Here is a 21,780-nt window from a genome sequence, read left to right on the forward strand (position 1 = left end):
CGACGCGCCGTGTCGAGCCCCGCGAATGTAATCCTTTACATCGTATCCGGCTCTGCATAGGCTGCGAGTCGAACAGCGGCAAAGCCGCGCGGGGGAGAGGAAGCGCATGGTCGCTGCTGGAGGGATCACCATGAACAGCACGCAGCCCGTATCGGGAGTACTCACCGGGCGGCTCAGCGCCTTGATGTTCATGCAGTTCTTCGTCTGGGGCGCGTGGAACGTCACGCTCGGCCTGGTGATGCAGACCGTCGGCGTCGGCAGCCTGATCGCCAATGCCTTTTCGGTCGGCCCGATCGCCTCGATCGTCGGCTCGTTCCTGCTTGGCATGGCGGCGGCGCGGTTCCTCAGCCCCAAGATGCTGATGGTGGTGCTTCACCTCATCGGCGGCGTGCTGCTGTTCATCCTGCCGACGCTGCTCACCCCGGAGCATGGCGCCAGCTTCGTCTGGCTGCTGCTCGGCTACATGATCCTTTACATGCCGACCGTGGGCCTGGCGAACACGATCGCGCTCAAGAGCTTCGGCGAGCGGGTCGACCGCTTCCCCTTCGTCCGCGCCTTCGGCACGCTCGGCTGGATCGTTGCCGGGCTAATCATCGGCTGGGCGCACCTCTCTGCCAGCCCGCAGATCTTCCAGGTGGCGGGCGTCGTCTCGCTCGCGCTGGGCCTCTACAGCATTACGCTGCCGAACGTTCAGCCCGATGCGCCGCAGGGCAAGAGCCTGGTCGCCGAGGTGTTCTGCACCGAAGCCTTCGGCCTGATGCGCAACCGCTCCTTCCTGATCTTCATCCTGTGCGCCACGCTGATCTCGATCCCGCTGGCGATGTATTATGCCTATGCCTCGCCCTATGTTGGCGCGGCGGGGATCGAGAATGTCGGCGGCACGCTGGCGATCGGGCAGATGTCCGAGCTGGTCTTCATGTTCTCGATGCCTTGGCTCTATCGCCGCTTCGGGGTGAAGCCGCTGCTGCTCGTCGGCATGGTCGCCTGGGCGCTGCGCTATGCGCTGTTCGCGATCGGCGACGGTGGCGCGGGGATCTGGGCGATCTATCTCGGCGTGGCGCTGCACGGTGTTTGCTACGACTTCTTCTTCGTCGCCGGTGCGATCTACACCGGCACCATCGCCACGCCCAAGGGCGTCAACGCCCAGGCCCAGGGCATGCTGACGCTGTTCACCTATGGCGTGGGCATGCTGCTCGGCTCGCAGATCGGCGGCCTGCTCTATGCGCAACTGCCGGCGGACGCGACCGTGGCCGACTGGCACCATCTCTGGTGGTACCCGGCGATCGCCGCCGCGGTGATCGCGCTGCTTTTCCAGTTCACCTTCAAGAACAACCGCAACGAGGTGCAAGCATGACCGCGATGCAGGGTCCGGGCATCTTCCTCGCCCAGTTTCTCGGCGATACCGCGCCGTTCGACACGCTCGACCATATGGCGGAATGGGCGGCGGGCCTCCGCTATGTCGGCGTGCAGATCCCGTGCGACCCGCGGCTGATCGATCTGAAACAGGCCGCCGAAAGTCAGGCCTATTGCGACGATCTTCGCGCGCGGCTCGACAAGTTCGGCATCCAGCCGACCGAGCTTTCGACCCACCTCCAGGGCCAGCTGGTCGCGGTGCATCCGGCGTACGACACGCTGTTCGACGGCTTCGCGCCGGCCGAGCTGCACGGCAAGCCCGCCGAGCGCCAGGCCTGGGCGGTCGAGCAGGTCAAGCTCGCCGCCCGCGCCAGTGGCCGGCTGGGGCTGAAGGCGCATGCCACCTTCTCGGGCGCGCTCGCCTGGCCCTATGTCTATCCCTGGCCGCAGCGCCCCGCGGGCCTCGTCGAAGAGGCATTCGCCGAGCTCGCCCGGCGCTGGCTGCCGATCCTCGACGTGTTCGAGGAATCCGGCGTCGACTGCGCCTTCGAGATTCACCCCGGCGAGGACATCCATGACGGCGCCAGCTGGGAGCGATTCCTGGAGGCGGTGAACCACCATCCCCGCGCGCGCATCCTATTCGATCCGTCGCACTATGTGCTGCAGCAGCTCGACTATCTCGACTTCATCGATCGCTATCACGACCGGATTTCGTGCTTCCATGTGAAGGATGCCGAGTTCAACCCGACCGGCCGCAGCGGCGTCTATGGGGGGTACGAGAGCTGGGTGAACCGCGCCGGCCGCTTCCGCTCGACCGGCGACGGCCAGGTCGATTTTATCGGCATCTTCAGCAAGCTTGCCCAGTACGGCTATCGCGGCTGGGCCGTGATCGAGTGGGAATGTGCGCTGAAGAACAGCGAGGACGGCGCCCGCGAAGGCGCGCCGTTCATCCGCGACCATATCATCCGCGTGACCGAGCGCGCGTTCGACGACTTCGCCTCGAGCGGCGTCGACAAGAGCGCGATCCGCAATCTGCTGGGTCTGGAGCGCGGCGACGCATGATCCGGCATCCGCTGAAACTCGGCATGGTCGGCGGCGGCGAAGGCGCATTCATCGGCGCCGTGCACCGCATGGCGGCGGCGCTGGACGGCGACTGGCGGCTGGCCGCGGGCGCGTTCAGCACCGATGGCGGAAAGAATGCGCGGACCGGCGACCTGCTCGGGCTTGATCCAGCGCGGGTTTATGCGACCTATGACGACCTGCTCGCCGGCGAAGCTGCGCTGCCGGAGGGCGAGCGGATCGGCGCGGTGGCGATCGTCACCCCGAACCATCTCCACGCGCCGGTTGCCATCGCCGCGCTGAACACCGGCTTCCACGTCTTCTGCGAAAAGCCGATGGCGATGAACGGGGACGAGGCCCGCGCCATCGCCGCCGCCGCGCGCGCGAGCGGCAAACAGTTCGCCCTCGCCTTCACCTATAGCGGCTATCCGCTGGTCGAGGAGGCGCGCGCGCGCGTCGCCCGCGGCGATTTCGGCGCGATCCGGCTGGTGCAGGTCGAGTATATCCAGGGTTGGCTGAGCGGTTCGCTCGACACGGAGGGCAACAAGCAGGCCGAATGGCGCACCGATCCGGCCCGTGCCGGTCTCGGCGGCTGCCTCGGCGATATCGGCACCCACGCCTTTCACCTTGCCGAGCTGGTCTCGGGCCTGCGCGTCGAAACCCTGTCGGCCGAACTCGCGACGCATGTCCCCGGCCGGCGACTGGACGACGACGTGAGCGCACTGCTGCGCTTCGAGGGCGGCGCGCGCGGCACGCTCAAGGCGACCCAGGTCGCTGCAGGCGAGGAAAACGGCCTGCGCCTCCGTATCCATGGCGAGCGCGGCGGGCTGGAATGGGCGCAGATGGAGCCGAACACGCTCACCCTGCGCTGGCTCGATCGCCCCACCGAAACGCTGCGCGCGGGCGGGCCCGGACTGGGCGACAGCACGATGCCGTTGCTTCGTACACCCGCCGGACATCCGGAAGGGTATATCGAAGCGTTTGCAAACCTTTATCGTGGGTTCGCACGCATTGTTCGCGGCGATTCGGCGCAGGTGCCGGGCGTCGCGGATGGATTGCGGACGATGGCGTTCGTGGAGGCGATGATCGCCAATGCGAAGGCCGACACCAAATGGACCGAGATCGTAACCGGAGAGCGTAGATGAAGTTCTGGATTGGCCTTGCCGCAACCGCGGCGCTGACGGCGGGCGCGCCCGCCTGGGCGCAGACCGCCCCGCCCGCCTTTGCAGCGTGCAAGGCGTGCCACACCGTCGAGAAGGGCGGCAAGAACGGCGTCGGCCCCAACCTGAATGGCGTGGTCGGCCGCCCGGCGGCTTCGGCGCCCGGCTTCAACTATTCGACCGCGCTCAAGAACTCCAAGCTGACCTGGGATCCGGCGTCGCTCGACCAGTTCATCGCCGCGCCGATGAAGAAGGTGCCGGGTACCCGCATGCCGATCGGCATGGCCGATCCCGCCAAGCGCCAGCAGATCATCGCGTACCTCAAGGCGATGAGCGGCAAATGAGCGTGACGCGCCGCACCGTATTGGCCGGCGCGACGGCGATGCCCCTGGTGGCATCCTCGGCGCGCGGCCAGTCGAATGCGGCGCGGTTCTCGCTCCACTTCGCGCCGCACGAGGGCAGCTTCGCCAGCCGCGGCAGCCGGCTGGAACAGATCGCCTTCGCCGCTGACCAGGGCTTCACCGCCTGGGAGGATAACGAGGCCGCCACGCGCCCGGTCGACGAGCAGGTGGCGATGGCCAAGGCGCTGTCCAGCCGCGGCATGACGATGGGCGTGTTCGTCACCTCGATGCCCAAATGGGGTCAGTCCCGCCCGATCCTCGGCGCGAACGACGGCGCCGAGCGCGAGGCGTTCCTGGCCGACATCCGCGCCTCCATCGACGTCGCCAAGCGGCTGAACGCCACGCGGATGACGGTGGTCACCGGCTTCCTCGATCCCAAGGTGCCGCTCGACATCCAGACCGCGCGGGTGATCGACCTGATGCGCCGCGCGGGCGATCTGGTCGCGCCGCACGGGATGGCGCTGGTGATGGAGCCGCTCAACACCCGCACCAATCATCCCGGCGTCTACATGCAGAGCATCGCGCAGGGCTATGCGGTGGCGCGCGGGGCGAACAGCCCGGGGGTGAAGATCCTCGCCGACCTCTATCACGAGCAGATCCAGTCCGGGAACCTGATCCCGGTGCTCGACACCTGCTGGAGCGAGATCGGCTATATCCAGTTCGGCGACAATCCCGGCCGCAACGAGCCAGGCACCGGCGAAATCAACTTCACGAACATCGTCCGCTGGCTGCGCGAGCGGAAATATGCCGGAACGATCGGCATGGAACACGGCAATTCGATCAAGGGGCGCGCGGGCGAGGAGCGGCTGATCGCCGCCTATCGCACGATCGACGCCGTCTGAGGGGAGAGAGAAGCATGACGAGACGCACACAGCTGCTGCTCGCGGGTATGGCGGTGCTTGCCGCGACGCCCGCTGCGGCACAGGAAAAGCCCGGATTCAAGGACACGCCTATCCTGCCGGGCGGCGGGAACTGGCACGTCCATGATTCGGACCGCCCGTACCCGACGGTCGTCACCCCCGCCGCGCAGCCCGGCGGCGCGCCTTCGGACGCGATCGTCCTGTTCGACGGCCGCTCGCTCGATGCCTGGACCGCGCAGCGCAAGCTGTGGCCGGTGGCAAACGGCGTGCTCACCGTGCCGACCCGCGCAAGCAGCGGCGGCGAGAATGCGCTGATCTCCAAGCAGAGCTTCGGCGACGTCCAGCTCCACCTCGAATTCCGCTCGCCCAACCCGCCGACCAAGAGCTCGCAGGATCGCGGCAACAGCGGCATCTGGTTCATGCAGCGCTACGAGATCCAGATCCTCGACGGCTATCAGAACCCCACCTATGCCGACGGCACGGTGGGCGGCGTCTATGGCTGGAAGCCCCCACTGGTGAACCCGTCGCGCAAGCCCGGCGAGTGGCAGAGCTACGATATCGTCTTCGAGCGCCCCCGCTTCGCCACCGACGGCAAGCTGCTGCGCCCGGCCTATATCACCGCCTTCCTCAACGGCGTGCTCGTGCAGAACCACCAGGCGATGCTCGGCACCACCAACTGGCGCCATGTCGCCGAATATACCGCGCATGCCGATGCCCTGCCGATCCAGCTGCAGGACCATGACTCGCCGGTGTCGTTCCGCAACATCTGGGTGCGCCCGCTGCCTGAAGCGGCAATCGCCCAGGACCTCCCGGGAGACCGCAAATGAACATCGACCGTCGCGCCGCGCTCACCGGCGTGCTCGCCCTGTTCGGGGCGGGCGTGTTCGCCCCCATTGCCCGTGCCGCCCAGATGACCGCGACACAGATGATCCCCGAGGGTCCGCCCAGCGTCGCCGTGTTCACCCCTGCCCAGCGCGCGCTGATGACCGCGCTGAGCGAGCGGGTGATCCCCACCACCGACACGCCGGGGGCGATTTCCGCGGGCGTGCCCGCCTTCATCGAGAAGCTGCTCGCCGACTGGGCGATGCCGGACGACCGCGTGCCGATCGTCGCCGGACTCGACGCGATCGAGGCGCGGTCCCAGCAGGACTATAAGGTCGCCGCTGCCAAGGCGACGCCGGCGCAACAGGACGCGCTGCTCACCCTGGCGATGAACGGCCAGATCGCGGGCGGCAAGACCTTCTTCGAGGCGTTCCGCCAGCTGGTGATCACGGGGTATTACACCTCGGAGATCGGCATCACCCAGGAGCGCGAATATCTGCCGGTGCCGGGCGAATATAACGGTGCCTTCCCCTATTCCCAGGTCAACAAGGTGTACAGCGCATGATGATCACCCGTCGTACCCTGCTCGCCGGTGCCGGCGGAGTCACCGCCCTCGCGCTGATGGATCGCCTGATCCCGCAGGCCTTTGCCGCGCAGATCCCCGCGGTGGGCATCCAGCTCTATACCGTGCGCGACATCTTCCAGAAGGATCCCGTCGGCACGCTCCAGGCGATCGCGAAGATCGGTTATCGCGAGATCGAGTTCGGCGGTGGCGGCTATGACAGCATGGACCCGGCGATGCTCCGCGCCACGATGGACAAGGCCGGCCTGCGCTGCCCTTCGCTCCACATCGGCTATGACGCGCTGCTCGGGCAGTTCGACAAGTCGGTAGCCATGGCCCGCACCCTCGGCGCCAAGACGGTAATCCTGCCCTACATGACCGACGAGCACCGCACCGAGGCCGGCTGGAACGCTGCGTTGCCGAACTTCAACAAGTTCGCGCGCGACCTCAAGAAGGCGGGCTTCGACTTCGCCTATCACAACCATGATTTCGAGTTCACCAACAAGCCCGGCGGCGTCAGCCTCTACGATCGGTTCCTCAAGGAAACCGATCCCGCGCTGGTGAAGGTGGAGCTAGACCTCTACTGGGCCAAGCATGCAGGCCAGGATCTGGGCGCGCTGATCGACCGGCTCAGCAACCGGCTGTATTCCTACCACGTCAAGGACATGCGCCCCGATGGCAAGATGACCGCGGTGGGCACCGGCACGATCGACTTCGCGGCGCTGTTCAAGCGTCCGTCGAGCGCCCATGTCCGCCACTTCTATGTCGAGAATGACGAGGCGCCCGCGCCTTATCTTCCGGACATCACCACCAGCTTCAAGACGCTACAAGCGCTGCGCTTCTAACCAAACCACACTCCCTGGGAGAGGGACATACAATGGCTGCAACCAACAGGTTCGATGCAATCGTCATCGGCTCGGGCGTGAGCGGCGGCTTTGCCGCCAAGGAACTGACTCAAAAGGGGCTCCGCGTGCTGATGCTCGACCGTGGCCGCATGGTCGAGCACGGCGAAGACTATCCGTATGACGGCAAGCCCGCCTATGAGGTGCCGGCGCACAACATCATGCCCAAGCCGCTGCAGGAACGCGATTATTTCATCGCCAAGCGCGGCTATGTGCAGCCCAGCAACATGGGCTTCTACAACAACGACCGCATGAACCCCTATGCCTTCGACGAGGGCAGCAAATTCTACTGGATCCGCCCGGGTGCGGTCGGCGGCAAGTCGCTGATCTGGGGGCGCTGGAGCTTCCGCTGGGCGCCCGAGGATTTCGAGGCGAACAAGCGCGAGGGCGTCGATGGCGCCTGGCCGATCGGCTATGACGACATCGCGCCGTGGTACGCCAAGGTCGAGGATTATATCGGCGTCTCGGGCTCGCGCGAGAACCTGCCCTATCTGCCGGACAGCAACTTCCAGCCGCCGATGCCGATGAACGTCGCCGAGAAGTGGCTGAAGGAGCGGCTGGAATCCAAGTTCCCCGGCCGCAAGCTGATCAACACCCGCCTGTCCAACATGACCGAGGACAAGCCCGACCAGGGCCGCACCAAGTGCCAGTTCCGCAACCAGTGCGGCAATGGCTGCTCGTTCGGCGCCTATTTCTCGACCCAGGCGGTCACCCTCCCCGCTGCCCGCGCCACGGGCAAGCTGACGCTCCAGTCGGACGCCGTGGTGACCAACATCGAATATGACGCAGCCAAGAAGCGCGTCACCGGCGTCCGCTACATCGATGCCAAGACCGGCCAGGCGACCGTGGTGAATGCCGACCTCGTCTTCCTCTGCGCCTCGGCGATGGGATCGAACCAGATCCTGCTCAACTCGCGCGCGCCGGGCAGCGAGCGCAGCCATTTCGACAGCAGCGGCACGCTGGGCCGCTATGTCATGGACCATATCTTCCGCGTCGGCATCGACGGAGAGATCCCGGGCATGACCGATCTGATCGAATATGGCCGGCGCCCCGGCGGCGTCTACATCCCCCGCTTCCGCAACATCGGCGGCGAGGAAGGCGTGGGCTTCAAGCGCGGCTATGGCTATCAGGGCAGCGCCTGGCGCCAGCCCGCGGGCCCGGTGGGCTTCGGTGCCGAGATGAAGCACGGCATGCGCCGCTACGGCCCGTGGCGGTTCAGCATGGGCGCGTTCGGCGAGTGCCTGCCCTACAAGGACAATCGCGTCTCGCTCCACCCGAGCAAGGTCGATCGCTTCGGGGTGCCGCTGATGCGCTTCGACGTGACCTTCCGCGAGAACGAACTGAAGCTGATCGCCGACGCCAAGGTGCAGGGCGAAGCGATGCTGCGCGCCGCCGGCCTGCAGAACGTGACGAGCAACGAGGGCGAGCACGTCCCCGGCGACGCCATCCACGAAATGGGCGGCGCACGCATGGGCACCGATCCGCGCAACTCGGTGCTCAACGGCTTCAGCCAGGCACATGACGCGCCGAACCTCTACGTCACCGACGGCGCGCAGATGGCCTCGGCCTCCTGCGTCAACCCGTCGCTGACCTTCATGGCGTTGACGATGCGCGCCGCGGACCATGCAGTGAAGCAGCTGCGGGCATGAAACAACGGAGCGCGCCCGGTGCGGCGCGCTCCGCTTCGGCCCGGCATGTCCTCTCGCGCTAGTCGTGTGTCCAGCCGCCGCCGATACCGCGGACGAGGCTCACTATTGCGGTGAGCCGCTGGAATCGGAGTTGCACCAGGTCGAGCCTTGCGGAAAGCAGCGCCCGCTTGGCATCGAGCTGGTCCAAATACGACGCATAGCCTGCCTCGTGACGCCGCCGCCCCACCCGATAGGCCTGGTCCAGCGCCGCGACCTGCCGCTCGGCGGCTTCCGCTTCCTCGGTCAGGAAGCGGAGCGAGGCCATTGCGTCTTCCACGTCCCGAAAGGCCTGGAGCACGGTGGCCTTGTACGCATAGGCGGCCTCGTCACGCTGCGCGGCCTCCGCGTCCGCGCCGGCACGGAGCGCACCGCCCTGGAAGATCGGCGCGAGGATCGATCCGCCGACCGAGAACAGCGAAATCGGATCGTCAAGCAAGGTCGAGGCCACCCCGCCGCCGCTTCCCGCCAGCTGGATACGAGGGAGAAAGGCCGCGCGCGCTGCGGCGAGGCGATGGTCGGCAGCCGCGAGCCGCCGCTCCGCCGCCGCGATGTCGGGCCACGTCTACGCGGTCGACCGCCTCGGGCGCAACGCCATCGACGTGCAGACCACCGTCCGTGACCTTCTGGGCAAGGGCGTAACCCCGCACGTTCACGGGATTGGCCCATCGGTGAAGGCGTGGGCGAGATCATCATTGCCGTTCTGGCTCAGATGGCCGCCCTGGAGCGACGCAGGATCGCCGAGCGCACTGAGGCGGGCCGTATGGCTGCCCGAAAGGCACTGGCGGAGACCGGCAGGACCACCGGGGCAAGGAGAGCCTTGCCGTCCGCTCGCCGCTGACGCAGCTGCGGTGTGGGAATGGCGGAAGGCGCAGAGCGCCAGCATCGCCGCAACTTCCCTGCAGTTCGGTCTATCCGCTGCGACGGTGAAGCGCTATTGCGCGGCGGGGTGATGGCTTGTTTCCCCGAAGCCCTGCTTTTTTCGAAGCGGGCACGATACAGCACCTCTATGTAATTCTTAGGGTATCCCCTTCCAAACACATCGAGCGCGGGTCGCGTTCGATTATTCCGCGCTGTCGAGGCGATGCGCTGCCGTCTCAACCAGATAGAGCGCCATGGAACCGGCGAGGTTCACGACCAAGTGGGCGTGCCGCTCTGCGATCCTAACAGGCCGCTTCCCTTTGCCGTGCGCGTCGCCGAGCCGATTCCGGATTGCGCCAATGCCTTCAACAACCGTAACGCAACCGCCAAGCAGCTGTTTGAAGACCTGTTCGGTGTGCTGAGACGGGGCAAGGTTCAGCTTTTCGGCCGTGAGGCGATAAAGTTTCGGCAGATCGTCCCCTGCTTCGTAAAGGGGCTCGCCATCTGTGAACTCGTCCAGAATGTGCATGCATACGCTTTCAAGCAGCGTTCGCGCAGATGTAACCGCTCCCTCCGCATCGCCCGCACACCTAGAGAGCGCCTTCTCCCACACCCTGCCAACCTCGGCTGCGTCGTGACTGTTGAGCCTGTATGTGATGAGGTCCGCCGTCGGACTCCCTCGCATCTCCAGCCGCTCTAACAGCGGGGGCAAACTGCTCGCGCAAGAACGTCCGACGCTCTGCGTAGGAGGAGTACTCCGCTTTGATGAACTGCCAGAAATCGTCTGGGGACTGACAGGTCCTCACGAACCTTGGCAGCAAGTCGCTCAAGGACGGGTTTTGCATCAGCTCCGCGCGGAGAACGCGGTACACGTTCTGATCGATAGTCTCGCCCGTCGCCTGGGACACCAAGCCGAGCCGGAGCGCCAACACCCGCTCAACCGGATCAGAAGGCAACGCCTCTACGGGATCAGGAAGGTCAAACATGGCCCACTCCACAATCATGATTCGATTGCCGACGGGACGTTGTGCCTCGCGCCGCGAATCGGCGAAAGTAGAGACGCGCGAAGTCACGCCCGCCCCCACAAACCTGCCCCACAAGAGACGAATTCGAGGTTCCAATGGCTTGAAATAAAACGCTTTTTGATCTCTGGCTGGGGCGGGAGGATTCGAACCTCCGAATGACGGTACCAAAAACCGTTGCCTTACCACTTGGCGACGCCCCAACGGGAAGCGGGCTTATAGAGCCTCAGAACAGACGTTCAAGCCACCCATGCGGATCCGGTGCCACGCCGCGCTGGATTCCCACCAGCTGCTCCCGCAGCTTCTCGGTGAGCAGGCCCGGGCCGCCATTGCCGATCTGGAACTCGAAGCCCGACCCGCGCACCGCGCCGATCGGCGTCACCACCGCGGCGGTGCCGCAGGCGAAGGCCTCGCGCAGGCGGCCGCTCTTGGCGTCCTCGCGCCACTGGTCGATCGAATAGCGCTCCTCGCGCACCTCGACGCCCACGCCGCGCGCCAGCGTGATCAGCGATTCGCGGGTGATGCCCGGCAGGATCGTGCCCGAAAGCGGCGGGGTTGCGATGGTGCCGTCGTCGAAGACGAAGAACACGTTCATGCCGCCGAGTTCTTCGACAAAGCGGTTCTCAACCGCGTCGAGGAACACGACCTGGTCGCAGCCCTGGCGGATCGCCTCGGCCTGGGCGACCAGGCTGGCGGCATAGTTGCCGCCGCACTTGGCAGCCCCGGTGCCGCCCGGCGCTGCGCGGGTATAGTGATCGGACACCCACAGGGTGACCGACGGCGCGCCGCCCTTGAAATAGGCCCCCGCCGGCGAGGCAATGACGAGGTACAGATACTCGCTCGCCGGCTTGACGCCGAGGAAGGTCTCGCTCGCGAACATGAAGGGGCGCAGGTACAGCGAGGCGCCCTCGCCTTCCGGAATCCAGTCGCGGTCGGCCTTCACCAGCGCGCGGATGGAGCTGAGGAACAGTTTCTCCGGCAGCGGCGTCATCGCCATGCGCTCGGCCGATTCGCGAAAGCGGCGGGCATTCTCGGCCGGGCGGAACAGCCCCGCGCCGCCATCGGGCAGACGATAGGCCTTGAGCCCCTCGAAAATCTCCTGTGCATAATGCAGCACCGCGCAGGCCGGATCGATCTGGAGCGGCGCATAGGGCTGGATGCGCGCATCGTGCCAGCCCTTGTCGGCCGAATAGCGGATCACCGCCATGTGATCGGTGAATACCTTGCCGAAGCCGGGGTTCGCGAGGATCGTCGCGCGCTCGTCGCCGCTGCGCGGGTTGGTGTGGGCCTCGAATTCGAAATCCAGGATCGTCGCGTCTTCCATCACTCGGTCTTTCTCGTCCCCAGAGCCTCGGGTTGCGCAGGACTAGGCGCGGTGGCAGAAACGGTCAACATGGCTGCCCCAATTCCTGCCTCTCCCCTCTTCCTGCGCGAACCCGAAATCCGGCGCGGCATCGAGCTGCTCTATTTCGGCTATTCGCACCTCACCCGCTCGATCGACGACGGGCTGGCGCGCCAGGGGCTGGGCCGCGCGCACCACCGCGCGCTCTATTTCATCGCCCGCAAGCCCGACCTGACGGTGAGCGAGTTGCTCTCGCTACTCGCGATCACCAAACAGTCGCTGGGCCGGGTGCTGGGCGAGCTGGCCGAGCGCGGGCTGGTCGAGACGCGCGCGGGCACGCGCGACCGGCGGCAGCGGCTGCTGCGGCTCACCGACGCTGGCGCGAAGCTGGAATCGGAGTTGTTCGAAGCGCTGCGCGAAAAAATGGCCGGCGCCTATTCGAGCGCCGGCCAGGGAGCCGTCGGGGGATTCTGGGCCGTGCTCGAAGGGCTGATGCCCAAGGACGAGCGCGGCCGGGTGGCGACGCTGGGGCGCTGAGCGCCCGCGCGCCGCCGCCTGGTTCAGGCGACCTTGAAGCCTTCCTTGTTCATCGCAAGAGTAAGCGCCTTGTTCTTTTCCTCGCTCAGCTGGGCGCGGAGCTCGGGGAACAGCGTGTCTTCTTCCTCGCGGATGTGCTTTTCCAGCGCCGCGCGGAATTCCTTCACCTTCTCCAGCCACTTGGGCGAGGTGCTCGGCATGTTTTCCAGTTCGTAGAGGAACTGCTTCACATAGCCATGCTCGGCGTTGAGCTCGTCGGCCTGCTCGGTCTTGCCCGCTTCGCGGAGCGCCGGGTAGATGACATTCTCTTCCTCGATCGCATGCTTCACCAGCGCGTGCTTGATGTGCGCGAGGAGCATGTTGCGGCGGATCGTCGCCTTGTCGTCGGTCGCTTCGAGCGTGTCGAACACCTTGAGCACCGCCTTGTGCTCGGCCTTGAGCGCATCGTCCCAATTGCCGGCGAGCGCGCTCGGCGCCTGTACCGCCGCCTTGCGGCCGAGCATCGCGAGCAGGCCCAGCGCCGCACCGCCGGCCGCCGCGCCGGCGATCACGCCCAGGCTGGCACCGTTGCCGCTCGTCTTGGCGGTGTTGTTCGCGTTGGTCTTGGTGTTCCGCTTCGATTCGGTCGTGGTAGCCATAAAAGCCTCCGTCGATACGTGGGATCGGAGGCTTAACCGTTGGGAATACTAGGCGTTCCGTAGAATACCGCGCTATTTGCGCGCTTCGGCGGCCATTTCGGCGTTGCGACGCGCGGACGCCGCGAGCGTCTCGCGCAGCAAGGTCTTCAGCGCGTCGTCGCGATCGAGCACGTTCAGCCCCTCGCGGGTCGAGCCGCCAGGGCTCGCCACACGGTCGGCCAGCACTGCCGGGCTTTCGCTGGCAGCAGCCGCCATCAGCCCCGATCCTTCGACGGTGGCGAGCGCAAGCCGTTGCGCCTGGTCGGCCGGCAGGCCCAGCGCCGCACCCGCTTCGGCGAGCGCATCGACGAAGCGGAAGACGAAGCCCGGGCCGCAGCCGGCGAGCGCAGTCAGCGCGTCGAGCATGGTCTCGCTCGGCACCCATTCGACCAGCCCGAGCGGCTGCATCAGCGTCTCGGCGGCGGCACGCGCCTGGGCATCGTCGCTCGGGGTGGTGAGGCCGACGACGCCCTTGCCGATCGCGACCGGCAGGTTCGGCATCGCGCGGACGACGGTCTGCGCCCCCAGCGCCTCCGCCAGCGTCGCGACTTCCACCCCCGCCAGGATCGACACGAGCAGCGGCACGCCCGCCACGAACGGCGCGAGTACGGGCGCCACAGCGTGGAGCTGCTGCGGCTTCACCGCCAGCACCAGCGCAGTCGGGCGCTCGCCCTCCAGCGGCGTGGTCACATGCCGCACGCCCTCGGGAACCGACGGGCTGCCCGGATCGATGACGGTGATCGTGGATGCGTCGATACCCGCCTCGGCCCAGCGGCGGAGCATCGCCCCGCCCATATTGCCGGCGCCGACCAGCCAGATCCGTTCGAGCAGCGCCGCCATGTCAGGCCTCGCCCTGGGTCTCGATCAGCGCGGCGGCGATCGCCTCGGTCGGCGTCTTGCCGCCCCACAAGACGAACTGGAAGACCGGGTAGAAGCGCTCGCACTCGTCGATCGCGCTTTCCACCAGCAGCTCGGCCTGGGCGAGCGTCAGCGACGCGCCCTCGTCGCCGTCGATCAGCGCGGCATGGCGGAACAGCAGGATGCCGGTCGACGACCAAAGCTCGAAATGGCCGATCCACAGCTGTTCGTTGACCAACCCGATCGTCTCATAGACCAGCCCGCGCCGCTCCTCGGGCACGCGCACGTCGGGGAAGCCCATGAACTGCAGCACGCCGTCGTCCTCGCGCCAGATCGCGCGGAGCTCGTACTGGGTCCAGCTGCCCTTCACCTTGGCGACGATCTCGTCGTCCTCGCGCTCATGGGTCCAGCCATGTGCGGCGAAATAGGTTTCGAGCATGTCGATGGGCGCCGCGGCGTCGCGGTCGAATTCCGCTTCGTCTAGCATGCCCATGTCGCCCCCGGTCGTGTAGCCATGCCCGCTAGTGCCAAGCGCGCGGACGGGGCACAAGCTTGCGCCTGCGCCCCGCCGCTCAAAACTGTGGACAAGGAAGCCCTAGCCAGCGTCACGCATTCCCTTGCGGGTTGAGCTTCGCCTCGAGCGCATCGAGGCGCGCCTTCAGCGCATCGGCCTCGTCGCGCGCGGCCGCGGCCATCGCCTTCACCGCTTCGAACTCGTCGCGGCTGACGAAATCGAGCCCGCCGATCCATTCGCGGGCGCGCTCGCGGGCACCGGCCTCGGCTTCGCGCGCCACCCCGGCGAAGGTGCCGGCGGCGCCGTTCACCATCTTCACCAGATCGTCGAACAGGCGGTTGTCGGTCTGCATGTCAAAGAATCCCAGTCAAAGCGTTTCGAGGTGGATGTGGGCGTTCGGCGCCGCCGACGCAATCTTTTCCGCATCCGGATTGAGATCGCGGACCTGCGAAAACAGCACGCTCGCGAAGCACACCCAGGCGAGATAGGGCAGCAGCATCAACCCGGCGAGCATGCGGATGCGCCAGAAGGCGACCATCGTCACGGCGACGAGCACCGCCAGCGCCACGATCACGATCAGCGCGAGATCGAGCATGTGGAAGCGGAAGAAGATCGGCGACCAGGCGAGGTTCACCGCGAGTTGGAGGACGAACAGCACCACTGCCGCCGCCCGCCCCCGCGCGCCCCGTGCGCTGAGCACCAGCGCGAGCGCCAGGCCCATCAGCACATAGAGCATGGTCCAGACGACCGGAAAGGCGATGTTGGGCGGCTGGATCGCCGGCTTGGCGAGCGCGGTGAACCATGGATTCTGGTCCCCGGCGGGCGCGACCATCGCCGATCCGAAGCCGAGCAGCACCACCACGGGCACCGTCACCAGCGCACGCCGCCAGAAGCCACGCCGTAGTTGCGCCTTCGATGCCAGTGCGTTCACACGATCTCCCCTTTGCAGTTGCCGGACCCGCGGCATGGCCTAGGCGATTGCCGCGAATCTGCAAAGGCGGCCCGCATCCTCGTGCGCGCGAGGCCATTCCTCCTCGCGGAGGACGCGGCCGCGAGAACATCAAGACGAGAACTGCAGTGAAATCGATATCCTTCTGAGAACACAATAAAATTGAGAAGTTTGTTCTTGAACCGACAGTAAACGCGGCGCAACTTCGCTGCATGACTCTTTCCGCACTGCTCCTGTCGCTCGCCGTCTCCGCCGCGCCGTCCCAGGAGTTGCCTCCGCCGCCGATCTATCCGGGCCCGGGAAAGCCGGGGGCCGCGCCGACCTTGCTTCTGATTACACCCACCGCCGGTGAGGCGCGCTGTGACGGAGGGCCGGTGGCGCTGGTGCGACGCGAGGCACCCCTGCCGACGGCAGTCTACGGCAACGGGAACGCCCCGCTCCCGATTACTCTCACCTTTCAATTGGATGCACAGGGAAGGCCGTTCGGCATCAAACGCGCGGATGCCAGCGAGTGGAGCCCCAACCGGCTTTACTTCTCGGACGCTGACGTGATTCCAGCCTTTGCCGTGTCGCGTTTCGCACCCGGCGCACGCAAGAACTGTACGATACGTTTCGAACCACAGCAGGTCGCCGCCAGCGAGGCACCCCCGCAGAGGGCCATGCGCTATATCGTCGCGCCGCATCCGCGACTCTCGGGCGAGCAGACGATCTTCCGCCGTTTCCATCCAGCCGACACCAATTGCATCGGCGCGGGCAACCCCAAGGTACGCCTTCGCGCCTATCCAGCTTTCGAGAACATCGCAGTTGCCCCCGGCAGTTGGGCCTATGCGATGGCGGCGTTCGACATTGACGCGAAGGGACGGCCGACGAATGTGCGGATCATCGGCTCCGACGGGAATGCAGCGCTCGATCGCGCCTCGGTCCGGGCGGTGGAGCAGTCCCGCTTCGCGCCCGAGGCGCGGCATGGCTGCACCTATCCCTATTATCGTCGCAGCGAGGAGACGATCGCGGCGCCAACGTCCCCCGACAAGGCCAGCTTCCGGCCCGCGGACGCGCGCTGCCCCGATGGCGACACCGGCTGGACGAGCATGCCCAAGTTGCAATTCCCCGCGGGCTTCGCGGAGCGACGGATCGAAGGCTGGGCAATTGTCGGTTATGACGTGGCGCCTTGGGGACAGACCGGCAACGTCCGTGTCCTCGCCGCCGAGCCGGCGGCAGCGTTTGGCGACAAGGCACGCGACATCGTGATGCAGGCGCGCCAGGCCTCCTCGGCCAGCGGGCGCACAGGATGCATAGATATCGTACGCTTCGTCATGCCGCAAAAAGGCAAGGAGCCGGAGGAGGACTGACCATCGAGGCGCGGCGGCCGGTATGCAGCGCGCGCGAGTCTCGGTTAGGCCGAACTAGTCGCGCACCGCCCCGATCAAAAACTCCACATTGCCCTCCGGCCCGGTGATCGGGCTGCGGGTCACGCCCAGCACCTGCCAGCCCTTGCCTTCCAGCCAGGCCGCCACCTCGGCACACACCCGCTCGTGCACCGCAGGATCGCGCACCACCCCGCCCTTGCCGACTTCCTCGCGCCCCGCTTCGAACTGCGGCTTGATCAGCGCCGCCAGCCGCCCGCCGGGCCGCGCGAAGCCAAGCGGGACGTCGAGCACCTTGGCCAGCCCGATGAAGCTCGCGTCGCACACCACCAGGTCGATCGGCTCGGGAATGTGCGACGGGGTGAGGATGCGCGCGCTGGTCTGCTCATGGACCACCACACGCTCGTCCTGGCGCAGCTTCCAGGCGAGCTGGTTGGTGCCGCTGTCCACCGCATAGACGCGCACTGCGCCGTTCGTCAGCAGCACGTCGGTGAAGCCGCCGGTCGAGGAACCGACGTCGATCGCGACGGCGCCGGTCACGTCCCAGCCGAAATGCTCGAGCGCATGGGCGAGCTTGATGCCGCCGCGCGACACCCAGGGATGGTCGCGGCCGCGCACCTCCAGCGTCGCGTCCTCGGCGAGCATCTGGCCCGCCTTCTCGATCTTGCGCTCGCCGGTGAAGGCGAGGCCCGCCATGATGAGCGCCTGCGCCCGCGTGCGGCTCTCGGCGAGCCCGCGGTCGACGAGCAGTTGATCGGCGCGAAGCTTTGCCATGCCGCCCTTTAGGCGCGGCCAACGCCCCGGCGCAACCGCTCCTCCATTCGACGCAAGGCTTATTGCCTACTAATCCAGTGGGGATTATAGAAGAAGTCCGGCCAGTCCCTCCCAGGACACAAGGAGAGGAACGCAATGACGATCTTTTCGCCGATCGATGATCGCTCGCCGATCATCCTCACCGTCCCCGGCCTCGGCGGCTCCGGGCCGTCGCACTGGCAGACGCTGTGGGAGCAATCCCGCCCCGACACCCACCGAGTCGAGCTCGGCATGTGGGACACGCCGCATCGCAATGCGTGGGTGACCAAGCTCGACCAGGCGATCCGGCAGGCGCAGGCACCGGTGGTACTCGCGGCGCACAGCCTGGGCTGTCTCGCCGTTGCCTGGTGGGCGACGCTTGCCGGACAGACCTTCGGCACGCCGGTGGCCGGCGCGCTGCTGGTCGCCCCCGCAGATGTCGACCGCGACTCGGCGCCCGCCGAGCTTCATGCCTTCCGCCCGACACCGGCAACCCTGCTCCCCTTCCCCAGCGTCGTGGTGGCAAGCAGCGACGATCCCTGGATGTCGATCGAGCGGTCCGAGGATCTCGCCCGCGGCTGGGGCAGCCTGTTCGTCGATGCCGGGCCGCAGGGCCACCTCAATGCCGCGAGCGGCATCGGCTGGTGGGAAGAAGGCCAGGCGCTGCTCGACCGGCTGCTCGACACTGCCGCCGAGCGCAGCGGATCGGTGCGGACCACCGCCGAAGCACGCTCGCTGCTGGCAGTCAACGCGACCGACGCAGCCCAGGCACATTATCTTGGCGACCGCACGGCCAGCACCGCACAAAACGCGGCTAAATCGGTGCAAGCACACTGGTAAACGCAAGGAGGACGATCTATAGTAGACGCTATGGGAATGGCCGGGTGACGTACCCTAGAGCGGCATCCGGCCTACCCTCGCCGCAGCAGCCTGTACTTCACGAAATTGTCACACAATTTCGTACTGAGCCGCGCTTGCATCGCAACATCGCGAGCCATCTAGTTGCATAGCCAATACATCCTTGGCGCGAGCTGCCGGTCCGCGTTCGCGCGTGACAGGGCATTTCGGCACCTTCTCCCAGATTCCGCACGAAATTGCGCCATGATATATTGTACCGCCGGGACCACGGGTCTATATGGCAGCCCATGTCGTTGAGTACCCCGATGGCCCGCTGGTGGGCGGGCATGGATGGCGCCTTTGATCGCATCGCGATCGGGATCAGCGGCTTGTGCCTGATTCATTGCATCGCGACGACCGTGCTGCTGACGATCGTGTCGACCGCAGGCGGCCTGCTCAACCCGCACATCCATGAATACGGCCTGGTCCTCGCGATCGGGTTCGGCATCTATGCGCTCGGCCGCGGCATCGTCCATCACGGCTATATGGCCCCCGCCGCCGTCGGTGCGTTCGGGCTGGGCATCATGGGCGGCGCGCTGAGCCTGCCGCATGGCGGGTTCGAGACCTTCTGGACGCTGGTCGGCGTGTCGCTGGTCGCGCTCGGTCACGATCTCAACCGCCGCGCGACCTATTGAGCGCACGCCGGCCGCTGCTTGCCGCAGCGCCCCGCAACGCCTAAATCCCCTGCATGTCCGCGCACAATCATCACGAACACCATGGGGCCGATCTTACCAAGGCTGCCCGCACCCGGCTGGAAGAGGCCGGCGAGCAGTGGACGGCGATGCGCGAGCGCGTGTTCGAGGCGCTGGCCGGGTTCGACAAGCCGGCTTCGGCCTATGACATCGCCGAAGCGGTATCGAAGGCCGAAGGCCGCCGGGTCGCCGCGAACAGCGTGTATCGCATCCTCGACCTGTTTGTCGGTTCCAATCTGGCACGCCGCGTGGAAAGCGCGAATGCCTATGTCGCCAATGCGCACCCCGAATGCCTGCACGACTGCATCTTCCTGGTGTGCGACAGCTGCGGCCAGACCACGCATATCGACGACGATTCGATCACCAAGAACGTCCGCTCGGCCGCGCAGCATGCCGGTTTTTCGCCGGTCCGCCCGGTGATCGAGGTGCGCGGCAAGTGCGGCAAGTGCGACTGACCTGCCCAACAGACCGTTCGACTTGAGACTAACACTGCGCTAACAAAGCCCATGGCTGACCTACCCAAGACGCCGCTGCTCGACACGGTCGACACGCCGCAGGACCTCCGGAAGCTCGCCCCCGCCCAGCTTCGCCAGCTGGCCGACGAGCTTCGCGCCGAAACCATCAGTGCGGTGGGCTCCACCGGCGGACATCTCGGCTCCGGCCTCGGCGTCGTCGAGCTGACGGTGGCGATCCACTATGTGTTTAACACCCCCGACGACCGGCTGATCTGGGACGTTGGGCACCAATGCTATCCGCACAAGATCCTCACCGGCCGGCGCGACCGTATCCGCACGATCCGCCAGGGGGGCGGTCTGTCCGGATTCACCAAGCGCAGCGAGAGCGAGTACGATCCGTTCGGCGCCGCGCACTCCTCGACCTCGATCTCGGCAGCGCTCGGCTTCGCGATCGCCAACAAGCTCAACGAAGCGCCGGGCAAGGCGATCGCGGTGATCGGCGACGGCGCGATGAGCGCCGGCATGGCCTATGAGGCGATGAACAACGCCGAGGCCGCCGGCAACCGGCTCATCGTGATCCTCAACGACAACGACATGTCGATCGCGCCGCCGGTGGGCGGGCTTTCGGCCTATCTTGCACGGCTCATTTCCTCGTCCGAATATCTCGGCCTGCGCGAACTGGCCAAGCGCTTCACCCGCAAGCTTTCGCGCCGCCTCACCGTTGCGGCCGGCAAGGCGGAGGAATTCGCCCGCGGCATGGCGACCGGCGGCACGCTGTTCGAGGAACTGGGCTTCTATTATGTCGGCCCGATCGACGGCCACAATCTCGAGCATCTGATCCCGGTGCTGGAGAATGTCCGCGACAGCGAGCAGGGCCCGATCCTGATCCATGTCGTGACCAAGAAGGGCAAGGGCTATGCCCCGGCCGAAGCGGCGGCGGACAAATATCACGGCGTCCAGAAGTTCGACGTGATCACCGGCGCGCAGGCCAAGGCGCCCCCGGGCCCGCCGGCGTACACCAAGGTCTTCGCCGACGCGCTGCTCGCCGAGGCGGAGCGCGACGCGACCGTCTGCGCGATCACCGCGGCGATGCCCTCGGGCACCGGTCTCGACAAGTTCCAGGCGACATTTCCGGATCGTACCTTCGACGTGGGCATTGCCGAGCAGCACGCCGTCACCTTCGCGGCGGGTCTCGCCGCGCAGGGCATGCGGCCGTTCTGCGCGATCTACTCGACCTTCCTGCAACGTGCGTACGACCAGGTCGTCCACGACGTCGCGATCCAGAACCTGCCGGTCCGCTTCGCGATCGACCGCGCGGGTCTGGTCGGCGCCGACGGCGCGACCCATGCCGGCAGCTTCGACGTGACCTATCTCGCCAGCCTGCCCAACTTCGTGGTGATGGCAGCGGCGGACGAGGTCGAACTCGTCCACATGACGCACACCGCCGCGATGCACGACAGCGGCCCGATCGCGCTCCGCTATCCGCGCGGCAACGGCGTCGGACTGGAACTGCCCAAGGTTCCCGAGCGGCTGGAGATCGGCAAGGGCCGGGTCGTCCGTGAGGGCAAGAAGGTGGCGATCCTGTCGCTCGGCACGCGTCTGGCCGAGGCGCTCAAGGCTGCCGATACGCTGGAAGCCAAGGGGCTTTCGACGACTGTCGCCGACCTGCGCTTCGCCAAGCCGCTCGACGAGGATCTGATCCGTCGCCTGCTCACCACCCACGAAGTGGCGGTGACGATCGAGGAAGGCGCGATCGGCGGCCTCGGCGCACATGTGCTGACGCTGGCCAGCGACACCGGCCTGATCGATGCGGGCCTCAAGCTGCGCACGATGCGCCTGCCGGACGTGTTCCAGGACCAGGACAAGCCCGAGAAGCAGTATGACGAAGCGGGGCTGAATGCCGCGAACATCGTCGACACGGTGCTGAAGGCACTGCGCTACAACGAGGCCGAGCTGGCCGACGGCGCGCGGGCGTAAGGGATTCCGTATCCTTCCCCGCCAGGGGGAGGGGGACCA

At 66.7% G+C, this 21,780-nt stretch carries 24 protein-coding genes and 1 tRNA gene; 15 read left to right on the forward strand and 10 right to left on the reverse strand.

Annotation, left to right across the window (positions count from 1 at the left end; genetic code table 11):
• The first annotated feature begins 130 nt into the window (after positions 1-130).
• The 9 genes from ABIC35_RS08410 to ABIC35_RS08450 are packed head-to-tail and all read left to right on the forward strand — an operon-like array spanning position 131 to position 8,768.
• On the forward strand, positions 131-1,354 hold the full coding sequence (locus ABIC35_RS08410) for an MFS transporter (protein WP_121075290.1): 1,224 nt from the start codon (positions 131-133) through the stop codon (positions 1,352-1,354).
• On the forward strand, positions 1,351-2,415 hold the full coding sequence (locus ABIC35_RS08415) for a sugar phosphate isomerase/epimerase family protein (protein ID WP_121075287.1): 1,065 nt from the start codon (positions 1,351-1,353) through the stop codon (positions 2,413-2,415). The genes ABIC35_RS08410 and ABIC35_RS08415 overlap by 4 nt, the downstream gene beginning before the upstream one ends.
• Positions 2,412-3,557 carry a Gfo/Idh/MocA family protein gene (locus tag ABIC35_RS08420; protein WP_121075285.1) on the forward strand — a complete coding sequence of 382 codons (1,146 nt, stop codon included), beginning with the start codon at positions 2,412-2,414 and terminating at the stop codon, positions 3,555-3,557. Before ABIC35_RS08415 ends, ABIC35_RS08420 begins: the two co-directional genes overlap by 4 nt.
• A complete protein-coding gene (locus ABIC35_RS08425; RefSeq protein ID WP_121075282.1) occupies positions 3,554-3,916 on the forward strand; it encodes a c-type cytochrome in 363 nt (120 codons plus the stop codon). Before ABIC35_RS08420 ends, ABIC35_RS08425 begins: the two co-directional genes overlap by 4 nt.
• Positions 3,913-4,815: a hydroxypyruvate isomerase family protein gene (locus ABIC35_RS08430; protein WP_121075279.1), complete on the forward strand. Its 903-nt coding sequence runs from the start codon at positions 3,913-3,915 to the stop codon at positions 4,813-4,815. The genes ABIC35_RS08425 and ABIC35_RS08430 overlap by 4 nt, the downstream gene beginning before the upstream one ends.
• Before the next feature lie 14 nt (positions 4,816-4,829).
• Entirely contained in the window at positions 4,830-5,660 is an 831-nt protein-coding gene (locus ABIC35_RS08435) for a 3-keto-disaccharide hydrolase (RefSeq protein ID WP_121075276.1), read from the forward strand.
• On the forward strand, positions 5,657-6,220 hold the full coding sequence (locus ABIC35_RS08440) for a gluconate 2-dehydrogenase subunit 3 family protein (protein WP_121075273.1): 564 nt from the start codon (positions 5,657-5,659) through the stop codon (positions 6,218-6,220). The genes ABIC35_RS08435 and ABIC35_RS08440 overlap by 4 nt, the downstream gene beginning before the upstream one ends.
• On the forward strand, positions 6,217-7,062 hold the full coding sequence (locus ABIC35_RS08445; RefSeq protein WP_121075270.1) for a sugar phosphate isomerase/epimerase family protein: 846 nt from the start codon (positions 6,217-6,219) through the stop codon (positions 7,060-7,062). Before ABIC35_RS08440 ends, ABIC35_RS08445 begins: the two co-directional genes overlap by 4 nt.
• A gap of 32 nt (positions 7,063-7,094) precedes the next feature.
• Complete coding sequence (locus ABIC35_RS08450) at positions 7,095-8,768, forward strand: GMC family oxidoreductase (protein ID WP_121075266.1); 1,674 nt, start codon at positions 7,095-7,097, stop codon at positions 8,766-8,768.
• 58 nt (positions 8,769-8,826) lie between these two features.
• Here ABIC35_RS08450 and ABIC35_RS08455 read toward each other — a convergent pair whose 3' ends face one another.
• The 4 genes from ABIC35_RS08455 to ABIC35_RS08470 all read right to left on the reverse strand — a co-directional run bounded on the left by ABIC35_RS08455 (position 8,827) and on the right by ABIC35_RS08470 (position 12,011).
• Positions 8,827-9,357 carry a TolC family protein gene (locus tag ABIC35_RS08455; RefSeq protein WP_121075263.1) on the reverse strand — a complete coding sequence of 177 codons (531 nt, stop codon included), beginning with the start codon at positions 9,355-9,357 and terminating at the stop codon, positions 8,827-8,829.
• A gap of 510 nt (positions 9,358-9,867) precedes the next feature.
• The gene (locus ABIC35_RS08460; protein ID WP_220667340.1) at positions 9,868-10,194 is read right to left on the reverse strand and encodes an abortive infection family protein; all 327 of its coding nucleotides are present in this window, start codon (positions 10,192-10,194) and stop codon (positions 9,868-9,870) included.
• Between the two features lie 621 nt (positions 10,195-10,815).
• Positions 10,816-10,890 (reverse strand) — tRNA-Gln (locus ABIC35_RS08465).
• Between the two features lie 23 nt (positions 10,891-10,913).
• Positions 10,914-12,011, reverse strand: coding sequence for a branched-chain amino acid aminotransferase (locus ABIC35_RS08470; protein ID WP_121075260.1), 1,098 nt, complete (start codon positions 12,009-12,011; stop codon positions 10,914-10,916).
• 69 nt (positions 12,012-12,080) lie between these two features.
• Between ABIC35_RS08470 and ABIC35_RS08475 the strand changes: the two genes are divergently transcribed.
• Positions 12,081-12,566 carry a MarR family transcriptional regulator gene (locus tag ABIC35_RS08475; protein ID WP_121075257.1) on the forward strand — a complete coding sequence of 162 codons (486 nt, stop codon included), beginning with the start codon at positions 12,081-12,083 and terminating at the stop codon, positions 12,564-12,566.
• 23 nt (positions 12,567-12,589) lie between these two features.
• Here the strand turns inward: ABIC35_RS08475 and ABIC35_RS08480 are convergent, their stop codons facing one another.
• From ABIC35_RS08480 to ABIC35_RS08500, 5 genes are all read right to left on the reverse strand, one after another.
• On the reverse strand, positions 12,590-13,204 hold the full coding sequence (locus tag ABIC35_RS08480) for a hemerythrin domain-containing protein (RefSeq protein ID WP_121075255.1): 615 nt from the start codon (positions 13,202-13,204) through the stop codon (positions 12,590-12,592).
• A gap of 72 nt (positions 13,205-13,276) precedes the next feature.
• The gene (gene proC, locus ABIC35_RS08485) at positions 13,277-14,083 is read right to left on the reverse strand and encodes a pyrroline-5-carboxylate reductase (RefSeq protein ID WP_121075253.1); all 807 of its coding nucleotides are present in this window, start codon (positions 14,081-14,083) and stop codon (positions 13,277-13,279) included.
• Position 14,084: 1 nt separating this feature from the next.
• Positions 14,085-14,594 carry a YbjN domain-containing protein gene (locus tag ABIC35_RS08490; RefSeq protein ID WP_064310045.1) on the reverse strand — a complete coding sequence of 170 codons (510 nt, stop codon included), beginning with the start codon at positions 14,592-14,594 and terminating at the stop codon, positions 14,085-14,087.
• Positions 14,595-14,706: 112 nt separating this feature from the next.
• The gene (locus ABIC35_RS08495) at positions 14,707-14,967 is read right to left on the reverse strand and encodes an accessory factor UbiK family protein (RefSeq protein WP_064310044.1); all 261 of its coding nucleotides are present in this window, start codon (positions 14,965-14,967) and stop codon (positions 14,707-14,709) included.
• Positions 14,968-14,982: 15 nt separating this feature from the next.
• Positions 14,983-15,546, reverse strand: a complete 564-nt coding sequence (locus ABIC35_RS08500) for a TspO/MBR family protein (protein WP_121075250.1) — start codon at positions 15,544-15,546, stop codon at positions 14,983-14,985.
• 230 nt (positions 15,547-15,776) lie between these two features.
• Between ABIC35_RS08500 and ABIC35_RS08505 the strand changes: the two genes are divergently transcribed.
• Entirely contained in the window at positions 15,777-16,913 is a 1,137-nt protein-coding gene (locus ABIC35_RS08505) for a TonB family protein (RefSeq protein ID WP_121075247.1), read from the forward strand.
• Positions 16,914-16,967: 54 nt separating this feature from the next.
• On the opposite strand, the gene ABIC35_RS08510 is transcribed toward ABIC35_RS08505, so the two are convergent.
• Positions 16,968-17,702, reverse strand: coding sequence for a TlyA family RNA methyltransferase (locus ABIC35_RS08510; protein ID WP_121075244.1), 735 nt, complete (start codon positions 17,700-17,702; stop codon positions 16,968-16,970).
• Between the two features lie 135 nt (positions 17,703-17,837).
• Here ABIC35_RS08510 and ABIC35_RS08515 point away from each other — a divergent pair, with 135 nt between their 5' ends.
• From ABIC35_RS08515 to dxs, 4 genes are all read left to right on the forward strand, one after another.
• Positions 17,838-18,560, forward strand: a complete 723-nt coding sequence (locus tag ABIC35_RS08515) for an RBBP9/YdeN family alpha/beta hydrolase (protein ID WP_121075241.1) — start codon at positions 17,838-17,840, stop codon at positions 18,558-18,560.
• 305 nt (positions 18,561-18,865) lie between these two features.
• Positions 18,866-19,252 carry a MerC domain-containing protein gene (locus ABIC35_RS08520; RefSeq protein ID WP_354278403.1) on the forward strand — a complete coding sequence of 129 codons (387 nt, stop codon included), beginning with the start codon at positions 18,866-18,868 and terminating at the stop codon, positions 19,250-19,252.
• A 53-nt stretch (positions 19,253-19,305) separates the two neighbouring features.
• A complete protein-coding gene (locus tag ABIC35_RS08525; protein WP_121075235.1) occupies positions 19,306-19,764 on the forward strand; it encodes a Fur family transcriptional regulator in 459 nt (152 codons plus the stop codon).
• A 51-nt stretch (positions 19,765-19,815) separates the two neighbouring features.
• Complete coding sequence (gene dxs / locus ABIC35_RS08530) at positions 19,816-21,741, forward strand: 1-deoxy-D-xylulose-5-phosphate synthase (RefSeq protein ID WP_121075232.1); 1,926 nt, start codon at positions 19,816-19,818, stop codon at positions 21,739-21,741.
• Positions 21,742-21,780: the final 39 nt, after the last annotated feature.

It is taken from the genome of Sphingomonas trueperi, from assembly GCF_040545965.1.
GTDB lineage: Bacteria > Pseudomonadota > Alphaproteobacteria > Sphingomonadales > Sphingomonadaceae > Sphingomonas > Sphingomonas trueperi_C.